Annotated in this window: 16 protein-coding genes; 11 read left to right on the top strand and 5 right to left on the bottom strand. The window is 72.5% G+C overall.

Annotated features, from left to right (window positions below):
- Positions 1-29: 29 nt before the first annotated feature.
- Together CLV52_RS17450 and sdhC are read right to left on the bottom strand one after the other, a co-directional pair.
- The gene (locus CLV52_RS17450) at positions 30-473 is read right to left on the bottom strand and encodes a succinate dehydrogenase hydrophobic membrane anchor subunit (RefSeq protein ID WP_133767673.1); all 444 of its coding nucleotides are present in this window, start codon (positions 471-473) and stop codon (positions 30-32) included.
- Positions 473-898: a succinate dehydrogenase, cytochrome b556 subunit gene (gene sdhC, locus CLV52_RS17445; RefSeq protein ID WP_133767672.1), complete on the bottom strand. Its 426-nt coding sequence runs from the start codon at positions 896-898 to the stop codon at positions 473-475. Before sdhC ends, CLV52_RS17450 begins: the two co-directional genes overlap by 1 nt.
- A gap of 123 nt (positions 899-1,021) precedes the next feature.
- On the opposite strand from sdhC, the gene CLV52_RS17440 reads away from it, so the two are divergent.
- From CLV52_RS17440 to CLV52_RS17415, 6 genes are all read left to right on the top strand, one after another.
- Entirely contained in the window at positions 1,022-2,173 is a 1,152-nt protein-coding gene (locus tag CLV52_RS17440) for a mannose-1-phosphate guanylyltransferase (protein ID WP_246018202.1), read from the top strand.
- 82 nt (positions 2,174-2,255) lie between these two features.
- Positions 2,256-2,672, top strand: a complete 417-nt coding sequence (locus CLV52_RS17435) for a cytidine deaminase (protein ID WP_133767671.1) — start codon at positions 2,256-2,258, stop codon at positions 2,670-2,672.
- A 152-nt stretch (positions 2,673-2,824) separates the two neighbouring features.
- Entirely contained in the window at positions 2,825-3,913 is a 1,089-nt protein-coding gene (locus CLV52_RS17430) for a BMP family lipoprotein (RefSeq protein WP_133767670.1), read from the top strand.
- 72 nt (positions 3,914-3,985) lie between these two features.
- Entirely contained in the window at positions 3,986-5,503 is a 1,518-nt protein-coding gene (locus tag CLV52_RS17425) for an ABC transporter ATP-binding protein (RefSeq protein WP_133767669.1), read from the top strand.
- Positions 5,504-5,508: 5 nt separating this feature from the next.
- Positions 5,509-6,786, top strand: a complete 1,278-nt coding sequence (locus tag CLV52_RS17420) for an ABC transporter permease (protein ID WP_246018213.1) — start codon at positions 5,509-5,511, stop codon at positions 6,784-6,786.
- Complete coding sequence (locus CLV52_RS17415) at positions 6,783-8,054, top strand: ABC transporter permease (RefSeq protein ID WP_133767668.1); 1,272 nt, start codon at positions 6,783-6,785, stop codon at positions 8,052-8,054. The genes CLV52_RS17420 and CLV52_RS17415 overlap by 4 nt, the downstream gene beginning before the upstream one ends.
- Before the next feature lie 78 nt (positions 8,055-8,132).
- Here the strand turns inward: CLV52_RS17415 and CLV52_RS17410 are convergent, their stop codons facing one another.
- Complete coding sequence (locus tag CLV52_RS17410) at positions 8,133-9,524, bottom strand: amidohydrolase (RefSeq protein WP_133767667.1); 1,392 nt, start codon at positions 9,522-9,524, stop codon at positions 8,133-8,135.
- An 84-nt stretch (positions 9,525-9,608) separates the two neighbouring features.
- On the opposite strand from CLV52_RS17410, the gene CLV52_RS17405 reads away from it, so the two are divergent.
- The 4 genes from CLV52_RS17405 (at position 9,609) to CLV52_RS17390 (ending at position 13,041) form a co-directional block, all read left to right on the top strand.
- Complete coding sequence (locus CLV52_RS17405) at positions 9,609-10,253, top strand: DUF4232 domain-containing protein (protein ID WP_133767666.1); 645 nt, start codon at positions 9,609-9,611, stop codon at positions 10,251-10,253.
- A 34-nt stretch (positions 10,254-10,287) separates the two neighbouring features.
- The gene (locus CLV52_RS17400) at positions 10,288-11,577 is read left to right on the top strand and encodes a thymidine phosphorylase (protein ID WP_133767665.1); all 1,290 of its coding nucleotides are present in this window, start codon (positions 10,288-10,290) and stop codon (positions 11,575-11,577) included.
- 66 nt (positions 11,578-11,643) lie between these two features.
- Positions 11,644-12,753, top strand: coding sequence for an adenosine deaminase (locus tag CLV52_RS17395; protein ID WP_133767664.1), 1,110 nt, complete (start codon positions 11,644-11,646; stop codon positions 12,751-12,753).
- Between the two features lie 9 nt (positions 12,754-12,762).
- Positions 12,763-13,041 carry a PTS sugar transporter subunit IIB gene (locus CLV52_RS17390; RefSeq protein ID WP_246018201.1) on the top strand — a complete coding sequence of 93 codons (279 nt, stop codon included), beginning with the start codon at positions 12,763-12,765 and terminating at the stop codon, positions 13,039-13,041.
- Positions 13,042-13,103: 62 nt separating this feature from the next.
- On the opposite strand, the gene CLV52_RS17385 is transcribed toward CLV52_RS17390, so the two are convergent.
- Together CLV52_RS17385 and CLV52_RS17380 are read right to left on the bottom strand one after the other, a co-directional pair.
- A complete protein-coding gene (locus tag CLV52_RS17385; protein ID WP_133767663.1) occupies positions 13,104-14,747 on the bottom strand; it encodes a phospho-sugar mutase in 1,644 nt (547 codons plus the stop codon).
- Complete coding sequence (locus tag CLV52_RS17380; protein WP_133767662.1) at positions 14,744-15,592, bottom strand: purine-nucleoside phosphorylase; 849 nt, start codon at positions 15,590-15,592, stop codon at positions 14,744-14,746. The genes CLV52_RS17385 and CLV52_RS17380 overlap by 4 nt, the downstream gene beginning before the upstream one ends.
- Positions 15,593-15,697: 105 nt before the next feature.
- Between CLV52_RS17380 and CLV52_RS17375 the strand changes: the two genes are divergently transcribed.
- Positions 15,698-17,134, top strand: coding sequence for an NAD(P)H-quinone dehydrogenase (locus CLV52_RS17375; RefSeq protein WP_133767661.1), 1,437 nt, complete (start codon positions 15,698-15,700; stop codon positions 17,132-17,134).
- The last annotated feature ends 3 nt before the right edge of the window (positions 17,135-17,137 follow it).

The following is a 17,137-nucleotide window of genomic DNA, read 5'->3' as shown; positions in this document are numbered from 1 at the left end:
CGGCCCCGTCGGGTTCTCGATGCGAGCGTTCACCGGCCGAGCGCCCGGCAGAGCGAGACGTCGAGGGTGCCCGGGGCGGCGTTCGGCGGGCAGGGGTCGAAGGTCGTGATCACGAGGGTTCCCAGGATGATGAGGAGGACGACCGCCACGAGGATGGCGCCCTTCAGGAGGCGGTTCGCGGTCGGGTTCGTCACGTAGTCGTTCGTGATCGTGCGCATCCCGTTGCCGCCGTGGATGAGCGCGAGCCAGAGCATGAGCCCGTCCCAGACCATCCAGAACGGGTTCGCCCACTTGCCCGCGATGAAGGCGAAGTCGACCTGCTTCACGCCCTCGCCGGCGACGAGGTTGATGAAGAGGTGGCCGAAGATCAGCACGACCAGCACGACGCCGGAGGCGCGCATGTAGATCCAGCCCCACTTCTCGACGTTGCGGCGGGGGCGCGCGGTGCGGGGGGCCTCGATGGTCGTGGCCATCACTGCACCTCCGTCATGATCACCATCAGCTGGCGCGGCGCGAAGCCGGCCATGAGCACGACCCAGAGCGCGATCACGATCCAGAACATCGCGCGCTGGTGCTTCGTGCCGACGCTCCAGAAGTCGATGAGGATGATCCGCAGCCCGTTGAAGGCGTGGAACACGATCGCCGCCACGAGGGCGAGCTCGCCGAGCCCCATGATCGGGTTCTTGTACGTCTCGATGACGCCGTTGTAGGTCTGCGGCGAGATCCGGACGAGCGCGGTGTCGAGCACGTGCACGAGCAGGAAGAAGAAGATCGCGACGCCGGTGATCCGGTGCAGGACCCACGACCACATGCCCTCATGGCCGCGGTACACGGTCCCGGCGGGCCTCCTCGGTGCCGCGACGGGCTTCGTCACGGTCTCGGGCCTGAGTGACACCATCGTTCTCCGCAGCCTCTCCAGTACGTCGTTCGACGGCGATCCTACGTTGGGCGCGGGGGCGCCTCGCACAGGAACGGGGGCGCTGTCCCGCCCCCGAGCGGGGCCCGTCGTTACTGTGGCCCCATGACGGACGGGACGATGCGCTGGGCCGGTCGGGGCACGGAGCCGGAGGCGGTCGAGCGGTTCTACGCCGTGATCCCCGCCGGCGGGATCGGCTCGCGGCTCTGGCCGCTCTCCCGGGCCGACGCGCCGAAATTCCTCCACGACCTCACCGGGTCGGGGCAGACGCTGCTCAAGGAGACGTGGGACCGGCTCTCGCCGATCGCCGGCGACGACCGCGTGATGGTCGTCTGCGGCCGCGCGCACCGCGCCGCGGTGGAGGAGCAGCTGCCGAAGCTCGAGGACCGCAACGTGGTGCTCGAGAGCGAGGGGAAGGACTCCTCGGCGGCGATCGGCCTCGCGGCCGCGATCCTCGAGCACCGCGAGCCCGGCGTGATCATCGGCTCGTTCGCGGCGGACCACGTCATCGGCGACCAGCGCCGCTTCCGCCAGGCCGTCGTCGAGGCGGTCGCGGTGGCGGACGCCGGCTACATCGCCACGATCGGCATCCTCCCGAGCGAGCCGGCGATCGGGTTCGGGTACATCGAGGGCGGCCAGAAGCTCGACGTGCCCGGCACGACCGCCGCCTACGCCGTGACGCGGTTCGTGGAGAAGCCGGACCTCGCCACCGCCCGCGAGTACGTCGAGTCGGGCCGCTACCTCTGGAACGGCGGCATGTTCATCGCCCGGGCGGACGCCCTGCTCGACGAGATGGCGAAGACGAAGCCGCAGCTCGTCGCGGGCCTCCGCCGGCTCGCCGCCGCGTGGGACACGCCGGAGCGCGGCGTCGTCGTCGACGAGGAGTGGCCGAGGCTCGAGAAGATCGCGATCGACTACTCCGTCGCGGAGCCGGCCGCCGCGGCCGGCCGCCTCGCGGTCGTCGTCGGCGAGTTCCCCTGGGACGACGTGGGCGACTTCGCCTCCATCGCGAAGCTGCAGTCGGGCGGCCGGGGGAGCGACCTGGCGATCCTCGGCGAGCACGCGCGCGTCCTCGCGGACTCGTCGAGCGGCATCGTCGTGACCGACCGCGACCGCCTCATCACGCTGATCGGCGTCGAGAACATCGTCGTCGTCGACACGGAGGACGCCCTGCTCGTCACGACGAGCGAGCACGCCCAGCGCGTGAAGAGCGTCGTCGACGCGCTGAAGCTGAGCGGCCGCACCGACGTGCTGTAGCCCCACGTTCCTCGTTCACGGATACGGAGATCCGGGACGCTCCGCGCCGCGGATCTCCGTATCCGTGAACGAGAATCGGAGCATGAGCGACGTCGACTGGGGCAGGTTGCGGGATGCGGCTCGCGCCGCGATGGAGAAGGCCTACGTCCCCTACTCGCACTTCCCGGTCGGGGCCGCGGCGCTCGTGGACGACGGCCGCATCGTCTCCGGGTGCAACGTCGAGAACGCCTCCTACGGCGTCACGCTCTGCGCGGAGTGCTCGATGGTCTCCGAGCTCGTCATGACCGGCGGCGGCCTGCTGACGGCGTTCGCCTGCGTCGACGGCGACGGCCGGGCGCTCATGCCGTGCGGCCGGTGCCGCCAGCTGCTCGTCGAGCACGCCGCTCCGGGCATGGTGCTCGAGACGGTCTCGGGCGTGCGGACGATCGACCAGGTGCTGCCCGACGCCTTCGGCCCGCGGCAGCTCGTCGAGTACGCGGCGACGCGGCCGGAGGACTGACCCCCGGGTTCCAGGGGTATCGGATCGATAACCATCCGCCGCAGGCGGTGCACGAGGTCGTCGTCCGTAACACGGCGTCATTACCCTGACGGACGGCCCGCCGCGCCCACACGCGCTGCACGGCTTCACAGCACCTGACGAAGGGTCCCTCCTTGACATCGCTCACCAAGCGGATCGGCCTGGGCGCCGTGGCGGCGCTCGGCACCGTCGCCCTCCTCACCGGCTGCGGTTCGGCGCCCAGCGCGACCTCCTCCGCCTCGAAGTCCACCTTCCTGCCCTGCGTGGTCGGCGACGTCGGCGGCTTCAACGACCACTCCTTCAACGAGCTCTCCCTCGAGGGCGTCCAGGCCGCGGCCAAGCAGATCGGCACCACCGCGAAGAAGGTGCAGTCGCAGACCTCCACCGACTACGCGCCTGCGTTCGCGAGCCTCGTCGCGCAGAAGTGCAACTCGATCGTCGCCGCCGGCTTCCAGTTCGGCGACCCGCTGGTCGCGTCGGCGAAGGCCAACCCGAAGATCGACTACGTGATGATCGACAACACCACGACGCCGGAGCTGCCGAACGTCAAGGACGTCGTCTTCAAGACGTCGGAGGCGGCCTTCCTCGGCGGCTACGCCGCGGCCGCCTACGCGGACAGCGTCTCGAAGACCCCCGCGGTCGCCACGTACGGCGGCCAGAAGTTCCCGACCGTCACCATCTTCATGGACGGCGTCGCGGACGGCGTCGCGTACTACAACACGCAGAAGAAGAAGAGCGTCAAGCTCCTCGGCTGGAACGTGAAGAGCCAGAACGGCTCGTTCGTCGGCAACTTCACCGACCAGAACAAGTCGAAGCAGATCGCCTCCGGCTTCCTCGACCAGGGCGCGAACGTGATCATCCCGGTCGCCGGCTCGCTCTACCAGGGCGCTTACAAGGCGATCGGCAGCGGCGACGCGGTGCTCGAGGGTGTGGACGCCGACGTGTTCCAGTCCGACGCGACGGTGAAGGACAAGATCCTCACCTCGATCGTCAAGAAGGTCGACCTGGCGGCGCAGACCGCGACGTCCCTCGCGGCGTCCGGCAAGTTCGACAACAGCACCTACATCGGCGACCTGAAGAACGGCGGCGTCGCGCTCGCCCCGTTCCACGACTACGAGTCGAAGGTGCCGTCGTCGCTCTCGAGCGAGCTCGACACGATCAAGGCGGGCATCATCGACGGGTCGATCACGGTCGACTCGCCGGCGGCGACCACGCTCAAGTAAGAAGAAGCAATTCGGTTCGAGCCGGAGCCGGGCACCCGCCCGGCTCCGGCCGTCCTGCGTCAAGGAGGGCACGTGCGCCTCGAGCTCAGCGGCATCACGAAGGCGTTCGGCGCTCTCGTGGCCAACGACCACATCGATCTCACCGTCGAACCGGGGGAGATCCACTGCCTGCTCGGTGAGAACGGCGCGGGCAAGTCGACGCTGATGAACATCCTCTACGGGCTGCTGCGGGCGGACTCGGGGGAGATCCGGCTCGACGGCGTCGCGCAGCACTTCACCGGCCCGGGCGACGCGATGCGCGCGGGCATCGGCATGGTGCACCAGCACTTCATGCTCATCCCCGTCTTCACCGTGGCGGAGAACCTCATGCTCGGCCACGAGCAGACGAAGGCCGGATTCCTCGACCTCCCGGCCGCCCGGGCGCGCGTGCAGGAGATCTCCGCGCGCTTCGGCTTCGACCTCGACCCGGACGCGCTCGTCGAGGACCTGCCCGTCGGCGTCCAGCAGCGCGTCGAGATCGTGAAGGCGCTGTCGCGCGACGCGAAGGTGCTCGTGTTCGACGAGCCCACGGCGGTCCTCACGCCGCAGGAGACCGATGAGCTGATCGCGATCATGCGGCAGCTCCGCGACGCGGGCACCGCCATCGTCTTCATCACGCACAAGCTGCGGGAGGTCCGCGAGGTCGCGGACCGCATCACGGTCGTCCGCCTCGGCAAGGTCGTCGGCGAGGCCGAGCCGACCGCCTCGAACGCGGAGCTCGCGTCGCTGATGGTCGGCCGGAGCGTCGAGCTGACGGTCCAGCGCGCCCCGTCGACGGGCGGCGACGTCGGCCTGCAGGTCGCGGGCCTCAGCGTGCTCGACGCCGCGGGCCAGATCGTCGTCGACGACGTCGACTTCGTCGTGCGCCGGGGCGAGATCCTCGCGATCGCGGGTGTGCAGGGCAACGGGCAGACCGAGCTCACCGAGGCGCTGCTCGGGCTGCAGGACGACGTGCGCGGCACGATCACCCTCGACGGTCGGGACATCACCGGGGCCTCCGTGCGGCAGGTGCTCGACGCGGGCGTCGGGTTCGTGCCGGAGGACCGGCAGGAGGACGCGCTCGTCGCCGAGTTCTCGATCGCGGAGAACCTCATGCTCGACCGCTCCGACGGCGCGCCGTTCGTGAAGGGCGGCGCGGTGCAGCGCCGCGACCTCGAGTCCTTTGCCACCGCGACGGTCAAGGAGTTCGACGTCCGCGCCCAGGGGATCGACACGCACGTCGGTCGCCTGTCCGGCGGCAACCAGCAGAAGGTCGTCCTCGCGCGCGAGCTCTCGCGCGACCTCCGCCTGTTCGTGGCCGCGCAGCCGACGCGGGGCCTGGACGTGGGGTCGATCGAGTTCGTCCACGAGAGGATCGTGGCGACCCGTGACGAAGGAGTGCCGGTGATCGTGATCTCCACGGAGCTCGACGAGGTCGCCGCGCTGGCCGACCGCATCGCCGTGATGTACCGCGGCCGCATCGTCGGCATCGTGCCCGGGGACACGTCCCGCGACGTGCTCGGCCTGATGATGGCGGGCGAGCTGCCCGATGACGTGCGGACCGCCGCGTGAGCGGGATGAGCCCGGCCGGCGGCGTCCCCGTCGGCGAGACCGGGATGGCGGGCGCCGGCCTCGACCCCGAGTCGATCCCGCCGGAGGAGCGCGCGAGGCTCCCGAAGCCGCCGGAGCGCGGCCCGATCGGCTCGACGCTCATCGCGATCCGCGACGGCAACGCGCTGACGACGATCCTCGCGGTCGTCATCGCGCTCGTCGTCGGCGCGATCCTGATCGCCGCCACGAACCCGACCGTGCAGTCGACGGCCGGCTACTTCTTCGCCCGCCCGACCGACATGCTCTCCGCCATCTGGGCGTGCGTCAGCGGGTCGTACCTCGCCCTGTTCCAGGGCGGCGTCTACGACTTCTCGCAGGCGAACCCGCTCGTCGCGCTCCAGTCGCTCGGCCACTCGATCGGCTTCGCGACCCCGCTGATCGCGGCCGGCCTCGGCATCGCGGTCGCGTTCCGATCCGGCGTCTTCAACATCGGCGGGCAGGGCCAGGTGCTGATGGGCGCGGCGTTCGCCGGCTACGTCGGCTTCACCTGGGACGGGCCGCCGATCATCACGCTCATCGTCGCGGTGCTGTTCGGCCTGCTCGGCGGCGGTCTGCTCGCGGGCCTCGTCGGCGTCCTGAAGGCGCGCACCGGCGCCAACGAGGTGATCGTCACGATCATGCTCAACTACGTCGTCTACTACCTGCTCGACTTCGCGCTGCAGACGCCGCTCCTCCAGGACCCGAAGTCGGTGAACCCGATCAGTCCGCCCGAGAACGCGAACGCGATCTTCTTCAACGTGCTGCCCGCCGAGTACCACGTGAACATCGGCTTCGTCCTCGCGATCGCGGCGACCTTCGCCTGCTCCTGGCTGCTCTCCCGCTCGAGCATCGGCTTCAAGATGCGCGCGGTCGGCGAGAACGCGCGCGCCGCCCGGGTCGCCGGCATCGAGGTCGACCGCGTGTTCACCGCCGCCATGGTGATCTCCGGCGTGCTCGTCGGCTTCGCCGGCGTCTACCAGGTGCTCGGCACCACGACCACGGGCTTCACGAGCGGCGTCGACGCCGGCATCGGCTTCAACGCGATCACGGTCGCACTGCTCGGCCGCTCGCGCCCCTGGGGCGTGTTCTGGGCCGGGATCCTCTTCGGCGTGTTCCAGGCCGGCGGCTACACGATGCAGGCGGCGCAGAACGTCGACATCAACGCCGTCCAGGTCGTGCAGTCGGTGATCGTGCTCTTCATCGCGGCGCCGCCCCTCGTCCGGTGGATCTTCCGCCTCCCGCAGCCGAAGGGGGTCGTCGCGTGACCGCGACCACGACCGAGCCCGCCGCCACCGCGACCACGACGAAGGGCGTCAGCTACAAGACGCCGATCGCACTGGGTGCGTTCGCGCTGCTCGCGATCCTGCTGTTCGTCGTGTTCGGCCGGGACGGCGTCTCGACGTTCTCGTTCGCGCAGTCCGGCACCGTCGCGCTGCCCGACGTCCGGTTCCCGGTCCGCGGCACCGGTGTCGTCGTCGCCGTGATCGCGGTGCTGCTCGCGGTCGTCGCCGCGGCGCTCGTGCGGCTCCGCGGCGCCTCCTCGCGCTGGCTCGTCGTCGTGTTCGCCCTCGCGCTCGTCGTCGGCTTCCTCGCCTGGGCGACCGCGGGCCAGCGGCTGCCGATCATCGGCCTGCTCACCGGCTCGCTCGCGCTCGCCGCCCCGCTCATCTTCGGCGCGCTCGGCGGCGTCGTGTCCGAGCGCGTGGGCGTCGTGAACATCGCCATCGAGGGGCAGCTGCTCGCCGGCGCCTTCGTCTCGGCGGTGCTCGCCTCCGTCACGAAGAACCTCTTCGTCGGCCTCGTCGGCGCGGTGATCGCCGGCACGCTCGTCTCGTTCGTGCTCGCGGCGCTGTCGATCAAGTACGTCGTGAACCAGGTCATCGTGGGCGTCGTGCTCAACGTGCTCGTGCTCGGCCTGACGACGTTCCTGTACCAGTCGGTGCTCATCCCGGCGACGGACACCCTGAATCAGCCGCCCACGTTCTCGAACCTCCCGATCCCCGGGCTCTCGCTGATCCCGGTCCTCGGGCCGCTGCTGTTCGACCAGTCGATCGTCACCTACCTGATGATCATCGCCGTGTTCGTGGTCTGGATCGGGCTGACCCGCACCCGCTGGGGGCTCCGCCTCCGCGCGGTCGGCGAGCACCCGCAGGCGGCCGACACCGTCGGCATCAACGTCGCCCGGACGCGCTTCTGGAACGTGGCGCTCGCCGGCGCGATCGTCGGACTCGGCGGCGCGTACTTCACGCTCGGCTCGGTCGGTGCGTTCAGCCAGAACATCACCTCGGGCGCCGGCTACATCGCCCTCGCCGCGGTGATCTTCGGCCGCTGGGACCCGCTGCGCGCCTCCGCCGCCGGCCTGCTGTTCGGCTTCGCGAGCCAGGTGGCGAACATCCTCGGCATCGTCGGCAGCCCCGTCCCGTCCGACATCCTGCTCACGCTGCCCTACGTCGTGACGATCGTCGCGGTCGCCGGCCTCGTCGGCCGCGTCCGCGGTCCGGCCGCCGCGGGCCGCCCCTACGTCAAGGGCTGACCCCTCCGTCGCTGGTTCACCGATACGGAGATCCGGGCGCTCCGCGCGCGGATCTCCGTATCGGTGAACCAGCAGTCCTCAGGGGGCGTAGTCCTGGATGCGGCGGCCGTGCGAGCGGTCGCGCAGCTGCGGGATGCGGGCGGTCAGGCCGTCGATCGCCTCCTGCACGTCGAGCGTCGTCAGCCGCCCCTCGTCGACGACGACGCGACCGTCGACGAGGACGGTGCGGACGTCCGACTCCTGCACGCTGAGCACGAGCGCGGCGGCGATGTCGTGCAGGGGCTGCAGGTGCGGCCGGCCGAGGTCGACCAGGACGACGTCCGCGCGCCGGCCGGGGAGGAGCGCGCCGATCCGGTCGCCGAGCCCCGCCGTGAGTGCGCTCTGCCGGGTCGCGAGGTCGAGCGCGTGCGCGCTCGTCAGCCAGGTGGCGTCCGCCTCCTTCTGCTTCTCGACGAGCGAGAGCGTCCGCATGCTCTCGAGCACGCTGAGCGTGTTGCCGGAGGCCGGGCCGTCCGTGCCGATGCCGACCGGGACGCCGGCGTCGTGGAGCAGGCGCACGGGCGTCGTGCTCTGCTGCGCGTGCTTCAGGTAGACCTTGTCGCAGGCCGCGACGCCGATCCGGTCGGCGACCGGGGCGAGCCATCGGACGTCGTCGGGCGTGATGCCCGCGCCGTGCGCGATGAGCACGCCCGCTTCGAGGAGCCCCGTGTCCTGGAGCACCTGCATCGGCGTGACGCCGCGCTGCTCGAGGCTCGACTCGGTCTGGAACATGCCCTCCGCGGCGTGGAGGTGGGTGCGGATCCCGAGCTCCATCGCGATGCGCGCGGTGCGCTCGAGGTCGGCGTCGACGACCGTGTAGGTCGCGTGCGGGCCCATCATCGCGGTGATGCGGCCGTCGGCGGCGCCGTGCCACTCCGCGGCGAAGGCCGCCGAGCGGTCCAGCCCGGCCGCCCCCTCCGACGAGAAGTAGGTCGGCGCCAGCACGGCGCGGGCGCCGCTCGCCGACACCTCCTTCGCGATCTCGTCCATCGAGAAGTAGTGGTCGCAGAAGGTGGTCACACCGGCGAGCAGCATCTCCGCGATCGCCAGGCGGGCCCCGAGTGCGACGTCGTGCGGCGTGAGGTTCACCTCCATCGGCCAGATGTGGTCGTTGAACCACGAGTGCACCGGCACGTCCTCCGCCGACCCGCGGAACATCGTCATGGCGGAGTGGGTGTGGCAGTTGATGAGCCCCGGCATGGCGAGGCGGCCGCGGCCGTCGATCACGCGGGCGCCCTCGCGCTCCTCCGGCGCCGCGGTGCCGGTCGGCAGCACCCAGGCGATCGCGCCGTCCGCGATCCCGACGTCGTGGTGCTCGAGCAGGTGCGCGACCGCCCGGGCTGCGCCGGGATCGTCCGGGTAGCCGGGTGCCGCGCCCTCCGTGTGCGTGAGGACGGTCGCATCGCTGATGAGCAGGTCCACGGGAGCCACCGGACGAGCCTAGGAGGACCGCGGGAGCAGTCCCGGCCGTCGTGGGACCACCGGCCGGTCGCCGGAGCGGGCTACGGTGCAGCCATGCGGGTCCTCGGGGGAGCGGCGCTCGGCGCCGCGCTGGTGCTGGCGCTGACGGGATGCGGGTCGCAGGCGACGCAGCCGACGTCCTCGCCGACGATCACGGTCGCGCCCACCGCGTCCGCCCCGCCCTCGAGCGCGGCCCCGACGCCGACCGAGACGGCGCCCACCGCGACGCCCGAGCCGACGACGACGCGCGCGGATCCGGATCCCGGGCGCCCGGCGAACCAGTGCACGGACCTCGGCGTGAGCGTCATCGCGGATCGGGACGGCGGCGGTGCGGGCAGCGTCGGGTACCAGGTGCTCTTCACGAACACCGGCGGCACCCCGTGCGCGCTGCGCGGCACGCCGGGCGTCTCCGTGGTCGGCGACGGGAACGGCACGCAGCTCGGCAGGCCGGCGACGCGGAACCAGTCCGACGTCCGCACGCTGACGCTGCAGGCCGGCGACACGGTCGCCGCACCGCTGTCGATCGTGAACATCGGCACGAACGGCGGCCCGCTCGACGGCTGCACGGTGCGGAAGGGCGACGGCTACCGCGTGTACCCGCCGCACTCGACGACGGCGTTCTTCTATTCGGACCCGAAGGCGGTCGCCTGCGCGCCGGGACCCGCGTTCATGACCGTCGGGCCGGTCGCAGCGCGGTGAGCCCGGGCCCGGTCGGCGTCGGTAGCGTGGACCGGTGACCGAACCGTTCGACGCCGTCGAGGTGATCGCCGCCAAGCGCGACGGTCACGCCCTGGACACCGACCGGATCCGCTGGCTCGTCGACGCGTACACGCGCGGCGTCGTCGCGGACGAGCAGATGTCCGCCTGGGCGATGGCGGTGCTGCTGAACGGCATGGACCGCCGGGAGATCCGCGACCTGACCCTCGCGATGATCGACTCGGGCGAGCGGATGTCGTTCGCCGGGCTCGGGAAGCCGACCGTGGACAAGCACTCGACCGGCGGCGTCGGCGACAAGATCACGCTCCCGCTCGCGCCCCTCGTCGCCGCGTTCGGCGTCGCCGTCCCCCAGCTCTCCGGGCGCGGCCTCGGCCACACCGGCGGCACGCTCGACAAGCTCGAGTCGATCCCCGGCTGGCGCGCGGACCTCTCGCCGGGCGCGCTGCGGGCGCAGCTCGCCGACGTCGGGGCGGCGATCTGCGCCGCCGGCGCCGACCTCGCGCCCGCCGACAAGCGGCTCTACGCCCTCCGAGACACCACGGGCACGGTCGAGGCGATCCCGCTCATCGCGTCGAGCATCATGTCGAAGAAGATCGCGGAGGGCACGTCCTCCCTCGTCCTCGACGTGAAGTTCGGGTCCGGCGCCTTCCTGCCGCAGCGCGAGCGCGCGGAGGAGCTGGCCCGGACCATGGTCGAGCTCGGCGGGGACGCCGGTGTGACGACCGTGGCGCTGCTGACCGACATGGCCGTGCCGCTGGGCCGCGCGATCGGCAACGCGGTCGAGGTCGCCGAGAGCGTGGAGGTGCTCGCCGGCGGCGGGCCCGCCGACGTCCGGGAGCTGACGGTCGCGCTCGCGCGGGAGATGCTCGCCCTCGCCGGCCGGCCCGACGCGGACGTCGAGGCGGCGCTCGACGACGGCCGCGCCATGGACGCGTGGCGTCGCATGATCCGGGCGCAGGGCGGCGACCCGGACGCGCCGCTGCCGGTCGGGCGCGAGGCGCACGTCGTCGTCGCGGAGGCCGACGGCGTCCTCGTCGAGCAGGACGCGCGCGCCGTCGGCGTCGCCGCGTGGCGCCTCGGCGCGGGCCGGGCGCGGCAGGGCGACCCGGTCCAGCACGGGGCGGGCATCCTGCTGCACGCGAAGCCCGGGGACGCGGTCCGCGCGGGTGAGCCCCTCGCGGTCCTCCGCACGGAGGAGGCGGACCGCATCCCGCGCGCGCTCGAGGCGCTCGAGGGCGCCATGACCATCGCTCCGGCCGGCACCCCGGTGCCGAGTCGGCCGATCGTCGCCGCGCGCATCGCCTGAGGGCCCGGCTGCTGAGGACCTGCCGGTCCCCGGGGCGTCCGGACCGGCGTCGCCTATCCTGACCCCATGGCGGGGTGGCTCCTCTGGGGCGATGTGGATGCGGCGAAGCTGCCGAAGGTGTCGCTGCACGACCACCTCGACGGCGGGCTCCGGCCGGCGACGGTGTTCGAGCTCGCGCAGGACGCGGGCGTCGAGGTCGCGGCGACCGACGGGGAGTCGCTCGGGGCGTGGTTCCGCGGGCAGGCCGACTCCGGGTCGCTCGTCGAGTACCTGAAGACGTTCGCGGTCACGACCGGCGTGATGCAGACCGCCCCGAACCTCGAGCGCGTCGCGCGGGAGTTCGTGGAGGACCTCGCGGACGACGGCGTGCTCTACGGCGAGGTCCGCTGGGCGCCCGAGCAGCACCTCGAGCGCGGCCTCACGCTCGACGGCGCGGTCGAGGCGGTCCAGCGCGGGCTGGACACGGGCGTCGAGCGCGTGCAGCGCAGCGGCCGGAGCATCCGGGTCGGCCAGCTCGTCACCGCGATGCGGCACGCGGACCGCGGCCTCGAGATCGCGGAGCTCGCCGTGCGGCACCGGGACCGGGGCGTCGTCGGCTTCGACATCGCGGGCGCCGAGGCCGGGTTCCCGCCGTCGCGGCACCGGGTCGCGTTCGACTACCTCGCCGAGCAGCACGTCCCGGCGACCGTGCACGCGGGGGAGGCCGACGGGCTCGACTCCATCCGCTCCGCGCTCTTCGACGGCCGCGCGCTCCGCATCGGGCACGGCGTCCGGCTCGCGGAGGACCTCGTGGTCGAACGGGAGGACGACGACCGCTCGTACGTCACGGTCGGCCGGCTCGCGCGCTGGATCCGCGATCGGCAGATCGCGCTCGAGCTGTCGCCCTCCTCGAACCTGCAGACCGGCGCGATCGCCGCGTGGGGCGACTCGCTCGAGGACCACCCGTTCGACCTGCTCTACCAGCTCGGGTTCCGGGTCACCGTGAACACCGACAACCGGCTGATGAGCGGCACGAGCCTGTCGAAGGAGCTCGCGCTGCTGACGGAGGCGTTCGACTACGACCTCGACGACCTCCTCACGTTCCAGCTGAACGCGGCCGAGTCCGCGTTCCTGCCGCTCGAGGACCGGGAGGCGCTCGCCGACCGGATCACGAGCGGCTTCGACGCGATCGACTAGGAGGCGCCGATGGCGGTGCAGATCCTCACGGTGTGCGGGGCGGGTGTCGGGACGAGCGAGATCCTCCGCGTCACCGCGACCCGCGCGCTGCAGCGCCTCGGCATCGAGGCGACGGTGACGGCGACGGACGCGGAGCACGTGCGCGAGCTCGCTGAGGAGGCCCAGGTCGTCCTCGCGACCTCGGAGAAGGTCGCGGCGATCGGGCGCACCTACGCGCAGGTGATCGTGATCGACAACATCCTCGACCAGGCGGAGGTCGAGGCGAAGCTCGCCGACGCCCTCGACTAGCCCTGCCTCCCCGCCCCCGCACGCTTCGTTCTGTAGGAGTCGGCGTCCTCCGAAACGGAGGGTCAGATGCTGAGGAGGGGGCGGACAGCGGCGCGGAGGGCGTCCAGGGTGCGGGCGGTCGCGGCGGCGCGCTCCGGCGCGGTCGGCGCCTCGGACACGACGTCGAGGTAGACCTTGAGCTTCGGCTCCGTGCCGGACGGACGCACGATCATGCGGGCGCCCGAGGCGAGGCGGTAGCGCAGCGCATCCGTCGGCGGGAGGCCGGCGTCGCCGGTCGACAGGTCGTCGGCCTCGAGCACCTCCAGCCCGCCGATCGCGGTCGGCGGGTCCGCGCGCAGCCGCGCGGTCATCGCACCGAGCGCCCGGAGGTCGTCGACGCGGATGGACACCTGGTCGGAGTCGAAGCGCCCGATCGCCTCCTCGATCTCGCCGAGCAGGTCGAGGAGCGTGCGGCCGTTCCCGGCCAGCTCGTGCGCGGTCGACAGCACCGCGACGAGCGCCGAGATCCCGTCCTTGTCCCGGACGACGTCCGGGTCGACGAGGTAGCCGAGCGCCTCCTCGAACCCGAACAGCATCCCGGGCACCCGCGAGATCCACTTGAAGCCCGTCAGCGTCTCGACGTGGAGGAAGCCGAACCGCTCCGCGATGCGCGCGAGGCCCGGCGTCGACACGATCGAGGACGCGAGCGAGCCCCCGGCGACGTCGGAGCGGGACGCGATCCGCCATCCGAGCAGCAGCCCGACCTCGTTCCCGCTGAGGCGCCTCCACCCCTCCGGCGTGCGCACCGCGACCGCCAGGCGGTCGGCGTCGGGGTCGTTCGCGAGGACGAGCGCCGCCCCCTCCCGATCTGCGAGCGCTGTCGCGAGATCGAGCGTGCCGGGCTCCTCGGGGTTCGGGAACGGTGCGGTGGGGAAGTCCGGGTCGGGCTGCGCCTGCTCCGGCACGACCGAGGGGGCGTCGAACGCGGTCCGTGCCAGCACGCGCCGCACGGTCGCCAGCCCGACGCCGTGCATCGGCGTGTAGACCCAGGGAAGGGTGCCGGAAGGGGTGGCGAGCCCGGCCGTCGCGGCGACGTACCGGTACAGCACCTCCTCACCCGCGACCACGACGCCGCTCGGATCGCCGCCGTCGGCGCCCGCCCCGTCGGCGACGGCCGCCTCGATCGCCACGAGCACCTCGCGGTCCGCGGGGGAGACGAGCTGCGAGCCCGCGTCCTCGCCGCCGAGGTAGAGCTTGTAGCCGTTGTCCGGCGCCGGGTTGTGGGAGGCGGTGATCATCACGCCCGCGGACGCGCCGAGGTCCCGCACGGCGAAGGCGAGGACGGGGGTGGGGAGCGCCGCGGGCAGCAGCGTCGCCGCGACGCCCGCGGCGGCGAGCACCGCGGCGGCGTCCTCCGCGAACACCTTGGAGTTGCGGCGGCCGTCGTACCCGACCACGGCGGTCGGCCGCGGCTCGCGGGCCAGGAGGAAGCGCGCGAGGCCGGCCGTCGTCTGCCGCACGACGACGCGGTTCATGCGCAGCGGCCCGGCGCCCAGCGCGCCGCGCAGCCCGGCCGTGCCGAACTCGAGCCGGCCGTCGAACCGGTCGGCGAGCCCGCGCTCGTCTCCGGCCGCGAGCAGCGCCTCCGTCTCCGCCCGCGTCACCGGGTCGGGGTCGATCGCGAGCCAGGCCCGCGCCGCGGCCTCGAGCGCGCCGAGGTCCGTCATCGCGCTGCGAGGTCGTCGGCGATCCGGTGGACGATCCGCGACAGGAGGTCGGCGAGGCGGTCCTCCGCGTTCCGGCCGGCCTCGAGCACCTCCTCGTGGTTCAGCGGGCTGTCCGAGATCCCGGCGGCGAGGTTGGTGATGAGGCTGATGCCGAACACCTCCACGCCGGCCTCGCGCGCGGCGACGGCCTCGATCGCCGTCGACATGCCGACGATGGTGCCGCCGATCGCGCGCGCCATCCGCACCTCGGCGGGCGTCTCGAACTGCGGGCCGCGGAACTGGACGTAGACGCCCTCGTCGAGGGACGGATCGACCTCGCGGGCGAGGTCCCGGAGGCGCTTCGCGTACAGGTCGGTGACGTCGATGAACGTCGCGCCCTCGAGCGGCGAGGCGGCGGTGAGGTTGATGTGGTCGGAGATGAGCACCGGCGTGCCGGGCGTCCACGACGGGTCGATGCCGCCCGCGCCGTTCGTCAGCACCATGACCTTCGCGCCCGCCGCGGCGGCGGCGCGGACGCTGTGCACGACGCGGCGCACGCCCTTGCCCTCGTAGAAGTGGGTGCGGGCCCCGACCACGAGCGCGTGCGACCCGTTCGGCAGGCGCACGGAGGTGAGCGTCCCGGAGTGGCCCGGGATGCCGGACGCGGAGAACCCGGGGACCTCCTCCGCCGGGATGCGCGCGACGATCTCGCCGAGACGCTCGGCCGCGCGGCCCCAGCCGCTGCCGAGGGTCAGCGCGACGTCGTGCTGCTCGACGCCGGTGCGGCGGGCGATCTCCGCCGCGGCGAGCTGCGCGACGGCGGTCGGCGGGGTGGACGGGTCATCGAGCGACGGTGCGGCAGCCACGCCCCCACCCTAGAGAGCCCGACTTGCTCACGCTTCTTGCCGCCGCGCAACGACGTCGGCGGCAAGAAGCGTGAGCACGATGGGGGAGCGGCCACAATGGCGTGCGTGAGCTACGAGTTCGAGCGCAACCACCGGGTCGTCGTCGTCGGCGGAGGGCCCGGCGGCTACGAAGCGGCGCTCGCAGGCGCGCAGCTCGGCGCGGAGGTGACGCTCGTCGAGCGCTCCGGCGTCGGTGGATCCGCCGTGCTCACGGACGTCGTGCCGTCGAAGACGCTCATCGCCACCGCGAACTCCATGGGCGCGATCCAGCGCATCGCCCGGCTCGGGGTGCGCTTCTCGGTGCCCGACGACGCCGGCCGCCACCACACGCCGGACGTCTCCGTCGACCTCCGCGCCGTGAACCGGCGGCTGAAGGGCCTCGCGAGCCAGCAGTCGGAGGACATGCGGGAGAGCCTCGAGCACGCGGGCGTGAAGGTCGTGATCGGTGAGGGGCGGCTCGACGGCCCGGGCCGGGTCGTCGTCTCCACGGGGCGGGGGAGGACCGCGCACGACTTCGACGAGTTCGAGGCCGACACGACGGTGATCGCCGTCGGGGCGAGTCCGCGGAAGCTGCCGACGGCGATGCCGGACGGGGAGCGGATCCTCACCTGGACGCAGCTCTACGAGCTCGACGAGGTACCCGAGCACATCATCGTGGTCGGCTCCGGCGTCACCGGCGCCGAGTTCGCCTCCGCGTACATGCAGATGGGCAGCGAGGTCACGCTCATCTCGAGCCGCGACCGGGTGCTGCCGGGGGAGGACGCGGATGCGGCGAACCTCCTCGAGACCGTCTTCACCCGCGGCGGCATGCACCTCATGTCGCAGAGCCGCGCCACGAGGGTGGAGCGGGAGGGCGACGGGGTCGTCGTGACCCTCGCGGACGGCAGGGAGATCCGCGGCAGCCACTGCCTGATGGCCGTCGGCTCCGTGCCGAACACGAACGGACTGGGGCTGGAGGAGGCGGGCGTGCAGCTCGACCCGTCCGGCCACATCCGCGTCAACCGCGTCGCCTCGACGTCGCGCCCGTCGGTCTACGCGGTCGGGGACTGCACGACCTTCCTGCCGCTGGCCTCCGTCGCCTCCCAGCAGGGCCGCACGGCGGTCTTCCACGCGCTCGGCGACGCCGTCGTGCCCACGGAGCTGCGCAACGTCACGAGCAACATCTTCACGGCGCCGGAGATCGCGTCCGTCGGCTGGACGCAGAAGCAGATCGAGGACGGCATCGCGCAGGGCGAGATCTACAAGCTGCCGCTCGACACGAACCCCCGGGCGAAGATGCTGAGCATGAAGGACGGCTTCGTGAAGCTGTTCGCCCGCACGGGATCCGGGACGGTCATCGGCGGCGTGATCGCGTCGCCGCGGGCGAGCGAGCTCATCCTCCCGATCGCCCTCGCGGTCGAGCACCGGCTGACCGTCGACCAGCTGGCGCGCGCGTTCAGCGTCTACCCGAGCCTCTCCGGCGCCATCACCGACGCCGCGCGGGCGATGCACATCGTCGCCTGACCC

Source organism: Amnibacterium kyonggiense (assembly GCF_004364555.1).
GTDB classification, from domain to species: domain Bacteria; phylum Actinomycetota; class Actinomycetes; order Actinomycetales; family Microbacteriaceae; genus Amnibacterium; species Amnibacterium kyonggiense.
The sequence above is the reverse complement of the archived record's forward strand: the minus strand, read 5'-3'. Positions and strand labels throughout refer to the sequence as shown.

Excerpts from the sequence above, each read along its gene's own strand:
- CLV52_RS17385 (WP_133767663.1), bottom strand. The coding sequence starts at position 14,747 with ATGACGGACCTCGGCGCGCTCGAGGCCGCGGCGCGGGCCTGGCTCGCG.
- CLV52_RS17405 (WP_133767666.1), top strand. The coding sequence starts at position 9,609 with ATGCGGGTCCTCGGGGGAGCGGCGCTCGGCGCCGCGCTGGTGCTGGCG.
- sdhC (WP_133767672.1), bottom strand. The coding sequence starts at position 898 with ATGGTGTCACTCAGGCCCGAGACCGTGACGAAGCCCGTCGCGGCACCG.
- CLV52_RS17390 (WP_246018201.1), top strand. The coding sequence starts at position 12,763 with ATGGCGGTGCAGATCCTCACGGTGTGCGGGGCGGGTGTCGGGACGAGC.
- CLV52_RS17440 (WP_246018202.1), top strand. The coding sequence starts at position 1,022 with ATGACGGACGGGACGATGCGCTGGGCCGGTCGGGGCACGGAGCCGGAG.
- CLV52_RS17395 (WP_133767664.1), top strand. The coding sequence starts at position 11,644 with ATGGCGGGGTGGCTCCTCTGGGGCGATGTGGATGCGGCGAAGCTGCCG.
- CLV52_RS17420 (WP_246018213.1), top strand. The coding sequence starts at position 5,509 with ATGAGCCCGGCCGGCGGCGTCCCCGTCGGCGAGACCGGGATGGCGGGC.
- CLV52_RS17450 (WP_133767673.1), bottom strand. The coding sequence starts at position 473 with ATGGCCACGACCATCGAGGCCCCCCGCACCGCGCGCCCCCGCCGCAAC.
- CLV52_RS17435 (WP_133767671.1), top strand. The coding sequence starts at position 2,256 with ATGAGCGACGTCGACTGGGGCAGGTTGCGGGATGCGGCTCGCGCCGCG.